Source organism: Cupriavidus sp. 01T418 (assembly GCF_056398885.1).
On the sequence record NZ_JBFTQG010000024.1, the window covers coordinates 85,822 to 92,268 of the forward strand.

The 6,447-nt window shown below is 64.5% G+C and carries 6 protein-coding genes and 2 pseudogenes; 4 read left to right on the forward strand and 4 right to left on the reverse strand.

The genetic code is table 11. The annotated features are described in order from the left end of the window. Window positions 1-151 precede the first annotated feature (151 nt). On the forward strand, window positions 152-1,042 hold the full coding sequence (locus AC1DQ3_RS22150; RefSeq protein ID WP_477122302.1) for a LysR family transcriptional regulator: 891 nt from the start codon (window positions 152-154) through the stop codon (window positions 1,040-1,042). 113 nt (window positions 1,043-1,155) lie between these two features. On the opposite strand, the pseudogene AC1DQ3_RS22155 reads toward AC1DQ3_RS22150, so the two are convergent. Further along, window positions 1,156-1,392, reverse strand: a pseudogene (locus AC1DQ3_RS22155) (FCD domain-containing protein); the annotation flags it as partial. 44 nt (window positions 1,393-1,436) lie between these two features. Here AC1DQ3_RS22155 and AC1DQ3_RS22160 point away from each other — a divergent pair. Next, window positions 1,437-1,715: a hypothetical protein gene (locus AC1DQ3_RS22160; RefSeq protein ID WP_477122310.1), complete on the forward strand. Its 279-nt coding sequence runs from the start codon at window positions 1,437-1,439 to the stop codon at window positions 1,713-1,715. Window positions 1,716-1,828: 113 nt separating this feature from the next. Here the strand turns inward: AC1DQ3_RS22160 and AC1DQ3_RS22165 are convergent, their stop codons facing one another. Next, window positions 1,829-2,467, reverse strand: coding sequence for a DUF4142 domain-containing protein (locus AC1DQ3_RS22165; protein ID WP_477122303.1), 639 nt, complete (start codon window positions 2,465-2,467; stop codon window positions 1,829-1,831). 239 nt (window positions 2,468-2,706) lie between these two features. Between AC1DQ3_RS22165 and AC1DQ3_RS22170 the strand changes: the two genes are divergently transcribed. Together AC1DQ3_RS22170 and AC1DQ3_RS22175 are read left to right on the forward strand one after the other, a co-directional pair. Further along, entirely contained in the window at window positions 2,707-3,126 is a 420-nt protein-coding gene (locus AC1DQ3_RS22170; RefSeq protein ID WP_477122304.1) for a hypothetical protein, read from the forward strand. A 141-nt stretch (window positions 3,127-3,267) separates the two neighbouring features. Next, window positions 3,268-3,714, forward strand: a complete 447-nt coding sequence (locus AC1DQ3_RS22175; RefSeq protein ID WP_477122305.1) for a BON domain-containing protein — start codon at window positions 3,268-3,270, stop codon at window positions 3,712-3,714. A 278-nt stretch (window positions 3,715-3,992) separates the two neighbouring features. On the opposite strand, the gene AC1DQ3_RS22180 is transcribed toward AC1DQ3_RS22175, so the two are convergent. Then, a complete protein-coding gene (locus AC1DQ3_RS22180; RefSeq protein WP_477122306.1) occupies window positions 3,993-5,954 on the reverse strand; it encodes a hybrid sensor histidine kinase/response regulator in 1,962 nt (653 codons plus the stop codon). 161 nt (window positions 5,955-6,115) lie between these two features. Beyond that, window positions 6,116-6,447, reverse strand: a pseudogene (locus AC1DQ3_RS22185) (ATP-dependent DNA ligase); the annotation flags it as partial.

Consider the following 6,447-nt stretch of genomic DNA (forward strand, 5'->3'; position numbering starts at 1 on the left):
TCGCGGTGAAGGCATCGCCTCGATCCATGGCGATGCTTGCCGATGTTGGCCAGCCCCGCCCGCCAGAGCAGAATAGTGTTCGCTCACGCGAAATGGAATGCGCCCGGAAGTCCTGTCAGAGCGGACCGTCGAGTCCGCTATAGGAAGGCATATGGAGAGTTTTAATGCGATTGGTGTGTTTGTTCAGGCCGCGGAGGCGCGCAACTTCGTGGCGGCCGGCCGCGCACTCGGTATATCCGCGTCCGCGGTCGGCAAGAGCATTGCCCGGCTGGAAGAGCGCATGGGCGTCCGACTGTTCCACCGCAGCACGCGAAGCGTCGCGCTGACAGCCGAGGGCGAGCAGTTCCTGATCCGCTGCCGGCGCATCATCGACGAGCTTGGCGAAGCGCAGGCAGAGCTGTCGGAATCGACGACCGCGCCGCGCGGGCGGCTACGCATCAGCCTGCCGATTGTGGGCAAGCCATTCCTGCCGATCTTCGGGGCGTTCCAGGCGCGGTACCCGGATGTCGCGCTGGACGTCGACTTCAATGATCGGATGGTGGACATCGTGGAAGAAGGGTTCGATGCGGTGATCCGCAACGGCGAGCCGCGCGATTCGCGGCTCACCGCACGCCGGCTGGGGACCTTCAGCATGCGGCTGGTCGGCGCGCCTGGCTACTTCACCAGGCATGGCGTCCCGCAACGGCCTCTCGATCTCGTGCATCACAAATGCATCCGGTTCCGCCACCCGCTGAGCGGCAAGATCCAGCCGTGGCTGTTTCGCGAGCAAGATGCCGAACTGTCCCCGGACTTGCCGGTCGACATGGTCTGCAATACCGTCGAGGGCCGCGTGGACTTCGCCTTGCAGGGCCTTGGCGTCACCTACGTTGCCGACTTCGTCGTCCGGGAAGCGCTGGCGCAGGGCGATCTGACCTCGGTACTGGATGATTACGTCGTCGAGACCGGCGTCTTTCACCTGCTTTGGCCGTCCGGACGCTACATCGCGCCGAAGCTGCGGGCCTTCATCGACTTCCTGAATGAAAACACGCCGCTGGCGCGCTGACCGGTTTCGTCTCGGCCACTGCAGCGCGGGCCCAATAGCCGGCGCCCAGCAGCATTGCCGGCATTCGAGTTCGAGTAGCAGGGCCGCGGTGTAGCCGAGCGCGAGAACGGGGTCTAAAACGCGAGCGGTACATCAACGCCGACTGGCGCGACATATTCAGTCATTCGCCGACGCGACAGATCCATGTGCGAGCGCACGATGTTTCCGGCCGTGTCGACATCGTGGCGCGCGATTGCATCGATGATTTGGTCGTGCTGGTCAGCAGCCTTGCTGAGATCCAGCTCCGTGTCGACGGTGGTCGGATGGCGGTAGAAGATCTTCCCGAGCCGGGCGTGATCGATCAGAGCGCGATGCGGAAAAGCTTGCGATCGCCGAAGCCCTCGGTGATCCGCGGGTGATCCGCCGATTGTGCCCCGATATCGAAACGCCAAGGGCTGGGGGGCTGCGTGATCTGCATGATTTGCTTTCGCTGGCGCAGGAACTCGGCGAAAAGGAGAGTCAACGGCTGGCCGGCGAAATTCGCCAGATCAAATCACTGGAAGACATTGCCGCCAACTCCTCGGCGCCAAAGGCACTCGCCTTCCTGCGCGCGCTCGACAAAGTGATCCAGGTGGACAGCTTCCCCGCGGACGGCGCGGCTCGACCGGCTCGCGCCTCATCGCTGCTGCGTTGAACGCAGAGGCGTGACAACGGCCATCGGGGGATTCGGCATCCATGCTGCCCGCGTAAGCCGATCGGGAGAGGTGGCATGCATCGCTTCCGGGTCACGACGATGTAAGCCACGGCTCAGATTGCCACCATCATTCGCACAGCCAGGCTCCGCCCCAGTTCCAAATGTCTCTTCCAGGTTGGAAGGTTGCGAAGAGCAAAGGCACGCAGCCGGGGACTCTTTGTCTGGCCTGCGTGCCTCTCAAATAATGTGACAGCCTGCCGATGCGCATCCACGGCCACCGTCTGTACATACGCTCGGTCGAACTCGCCGTCCTTGAGGTGACGCAGTCGTTCGATTTCAGGGGCTTCCGGTAGTCGCGTGTCAGGGGTAATACCTTCGGCCTTGGCCACGTGATCCAGGTCGGCTGTCATTGCGCGATAGTCCTTCAGCATCAGGCGCGCGTAAGCGATGATGGTCGGGTCTCCGGAGAGCTCGATTGCCACGTCGGCCGCCTGTATTTCCATCGCTGCGGTAAGGGCCACTTCATCGATGAAGCGGAGGTCGTCGGTAGAAAGGGCCGAATCCGGGGGGCGCGACGCAGAGGAGGTTGGAATGACTGTCGCCGGCTGTCCCGCCGACGTCAATGATGACCGTCCCCCCGCCAGCAGGCAGGCGATTGTCATGGCCAGTACGCTCACCACTCTGCTTGCACACCGCTTCCGTTTGCTCCACTCGTCTCGGGGGACAACAGGAACATTGACTTTGGCAGTCATAACAGTCTCCTGACGGTGCGTGTCTGGCGGCCTTCATGCGCCCGCCATCGGATGGCGTCCGACAAACGATGATTTCAGAGGGCAACCCACAACCCATAGGACGAACAACAAAAAGAGCCGGCACCACGTAACCCGAAGTCCCGGCTCGCCAATCTCCGGCGTGCATCAAGGCAGCACCGCATGTTGCCGCCACATGCCCCCGGATAAAGAGATGGCGCTTACGGTTGGCGTTGGCCCCCTTGATGGCCCTGTTGGCTACCCTGTTGGCTACCCTGTTGGCTACCCTGTTGCGAGCCACTGCGGTCCTGCTGTTGCTGCTGGCCGTGGCCCTTGTCCTGGTTGCCCATCTGGCCGCCACCTTGCTGCTTCTTGTCCTGGCCGCTATCTTGCTGGCCGCCGCGTTGGCCGGATTGCGACTGGTCTTGCTGCTTCTGGCCCGATTGCGATTGGCCGGGTTGCTGTTGTTGCTGCTGTCCCATTACTGTCTCCATGACGCGGCGGACTTGCCGCATCACAGTAGCTGCAATCGGCGTGCCAGCCTGGTTGCCGCGGATAGCACAAGCCGGCGTGCGGAAGCGGCGTTGGTTTCGTTCGTGCGCTGGTCGGAATTACAAATTACTGCCCCGAATTACACACATCACAGCGTAGCGGGGGCGTGACATACCCGGCAGTTCACCGCTGCTTCGCGCCCTGTCGGCAGGTACGCTTCCTGCAGTTCACGTTTATGCGGTTCGAGACCTCATGGATTCAACTCGTGTGGCGGCTCATGTCGAACCTGACCACATCATCAGGAGAGAGAGATGAAAATTCCTGCACGTACCCTGCGCATGGCTTGTGCCGCTGCTGCGCTGGCGGCAGCTACCGGCGGCGCGTTTGCCCTCGATACAGGCGGCTTCATGCGCGTCGCCGCCGACACCACAACGGCTGTGCCGCCCGACTCGGCCCCTGGCATGCCGGCCCGCGCCGAAGGTGACCGCGACCAGCGGCCTGCGGCCACCACTGAAATGAGCGCAGGCAAGGTGGAGCAATCCGTCAGCGACAGCGCCATTACAACCAAGGTGAAGACCAAGCTGCTTGCTACCAAGGACCTGAAGTCCACGGGCATTCACGTGAAGACCAAGGACGGCACGGTCAACCTGAGTGGCTCGGTGCCGACGAAGGCACAGCACCAACTCGCAGTCGATGCCACGCGTAGCGTTGAGGGCGTGAGTTCGGTGAACGACCAGATGAAGGTGTTATCGCGCTAGTCCGCATCCGCCTTGCTCGGGGAGACCCGGCAGGACAGACTCATCCGAGCGGCGCGGAGCCTCAGGCCACGATCCCGGCCCCGCGGTTCTCGTGCCGCTCTTCCGTTTCCGCGGCCGGCACCTGGCTGAGGCGCTTCACGCACGACGTCGACGATGGGTTCTCCTTGCGTGAGATGTAGTGCGGGCCTGCGGCGCCGCTCAGGCGTGCTTGCGTTTGGGGGCCGGCCGGCTCGTGCTGCTTGCTGCGGTCTGTTGGTGACGCGTGGCGAACGGCACGCTCAGGCGTCAAGCTCGTCGAGCAGGCGCGTCAGCTCGTCGAGGTCGGCAGGTTTGACCAGATGCAGGTCGAACCCCGCTTCGAGCGTGCGCCGCTTGTCTTCGGGCTGGCCGAATCCCGTCAGCGCCACCAGCTTTGCGCCGCTCAGTTCGGGCAGCGCGCGCAGGCGCCGCGCGGTTTCGAAGCCGTCCATCGCCGGCATGCCCAGGTCGAGCAGGATCACGTCGGGGCGTACGCCGGCCGCGCGCACCACCGCGCTCTGGCCGTCCGAAGCGGTAACCACGGTATGGCCCAGCGTTTGCAGAGTCATCATCATCGCTTCGAGCGCATCGATGTTGTCGTCCACCAGCATGACGGTGCGCCGCGGTCCTCTGTGGGGCACGCCCATGCCCCTGGGCGGATGCCAGCACTGCCAGGGTTCCACCGGCAGCACTACGATGAACGTGCTGCCTTGGCCGGGGCCGGGGCTTTCCGCGTGGATGCGCCCGCCATGCAGGCGCACCAGTTTCTGTACTAGCGTCAGACCGATACCGGGGCCGGCCTGCAAGGCGGAGCCACGCTGCGCGTCGGCACCTGTTTCGTCACCGGTGCCGTCGTCCGGTGCCAGCGGGTCGAACAGCTGCCGCTGCATGGCCTCGGATAAGCCGGCGCCGTTGTCGCGCACGCGCACGGTCACATCGCTGTCCTGCGTTGTGGCCTCCACGGAGATTTGTCCGCCTGCGGGCGTGTAAGTGGCCGCGTTCTGCAGCAGGTTGCTGAAGACCTGCGTGAGCCGCACCAGGTCCCCCCGCACCGGCAGCGGCTGCTCCGGCAGCGAGAGGCGCAGCGTGTGGCCGTTCGCCTCAAGGAGCGGGCGCACGGTTTCCACGGCAGTACTCAGCGCCGAGCGCAATTCCACCAGGTCCTGCCGCAGCGTGATCTTTCCCAGGTTGAAGCGCGAGATGTCGAGAAGTTCGTCAACCAGCCGTGTCAGGTGATGGAGCTGGCGCCCGATCACGTCGCGCGCGCGGAACATGTCCTCGCGCGAGGGCGAGAGCTGCTGCAGCAGGTCGGCGGCGCTGCGCATCGGTGCCAGCGGGTTGCGCAACTCGTGCGCCAGCATGGCGAGGAACTGGTCCTTGCGGCGTTCCTCGTCGCGCAGCGCGCGCAACGCGCGGTTCTGCGTTGTGACGTCCTGACAGATTCCTGCCACGCGCAGCGAGCGGCCATCCGCGCCGGGGCGGCTGCGGACCGGGAACGCGCGCCCGCGGATTTCGCGAATCTCGCCGCCCGGCCGTGTCAGCTGAAATTCGATATCCATCCTGCCATTGCGCAGCATGTCCGCGAATGCGGCTTCCACGCGCGCCTGGTCTGCCGGCGGCACGCGGTCGAGACAGCGGCCTGGATTATCCAGGACTTCCTCGGCCGTGTGGCCCAGGAGCGCGGCAAACGAAGGACTGACGAACAGCAGTCGTTTCTCGCCAGGGTCCAGGATCCACACCACGTCGGCCAGGGATTCGGCCAGCTGGCGGAACATATCCTCGCTTTCGTGCAGTGTCTGGGTCGTGCGCCGGAACGCGTCCTCGGCCCCGCGCAGGCGCAGCAGTGCATTGATGCTGGACAGGACTTCCTCCGGTTCCGCAGGCTCCACAAGATAGCTGTCCGCACCGCAGTCCAGCGCCTGCACACGCTGTCGTGCATCGGCCAGCCCGGTCGATGTCAGCAGTATCAGCGTGCGCGCGGTGGCCGGATCGCTCTTGAGAAGCCGGCAGACCTCAAGGCCACCGATATCGGGGAGCTTCATGCCAAGCAGCACGAGTGCTGGTGCGTGCTGGCGTACGAGCGACAGGGCCGCCTGGCCGGTGGTGGCTTCAAGTACCGAAAACTCCGCGCGGTGCAGGATTCGGCTCTTGACGTAACGAGGGCCATCGCGATCCTCCACATTGAGGATCAGCGGGCGATGCGTGATGACGGGCGTATCCATGGCGTTCAGACGCCAAGCGCCTCGTTGGTGGCTTGATGGTGCATCCCTCCCCTCCTGGCCCCACCCGAAACAGGGTGTTCTTGCCAGGAAGTGGCAAGAAGCGTGCCGGAGCGTCAACCGCGCATCAGGCGTGAAGCCGCACGCGTGATGACCTGCCGCATGTCGGCATAGCCGTCGCCCACCACGAATTCCTGGCGCAGCGTGCACTTGAGCTTGATCCGGTGCGCGCGCTGACATAAGGCGCGTCGGCGCGTTTGCCGATGACGGCCTCCAGCTTCATGCGGCAGGCCGCCTCCAGCATGTCGTCGGCACTTGCTTCGAATTCCTCGCTGAAGCGCAGCCGCGGTGCCATATTGCTTTCGAACAGGCGGCGCAGCAGCGCGCGCCGTTCCGCCAGCGCAACCTTGCGCAGGTCATGGCCGGCGTAGAACGGGAGGTCGAACACGAAGTACTGGATGGTGTCGGCATGCGCCGTCTCAAAAGCGTTCTGCAA

Excerpts from the sequence above, each read along its gene's own strand:
- AC1DQ3_RS22150 (WP_477122302.1), top strand. The coding sequence starts at position 152 with ATGGAGAGTTTTAATGCGATTGGTGTGTTTGTTCAGGCCGCGGAGGCG.
- AC1DQ3_RS22165 (WP_477122303.1), bottom strand. The coding sequence starts at position 2,467 with ATGACTGCCAAAGTCAATGTTCCTGTTGTCCCCCGAGACGAGTGGAGC.
- AC1DQ3_RS22175 (WP_477122305.1), top strand. The coding sequence starts at position 3,268 with ATGAAAATTCCTGCACGTACCCTGCGCATGGCTTGTGCCGCTGCTGCG.
- AC1DQ3_RS22180 (WP_477122306.1), bottom strand. The coding sequence starts at position 5,954 with ATGGATACGCCCGTCATCACGCATCGCCCGCTGATCCTCAATGTGGAG.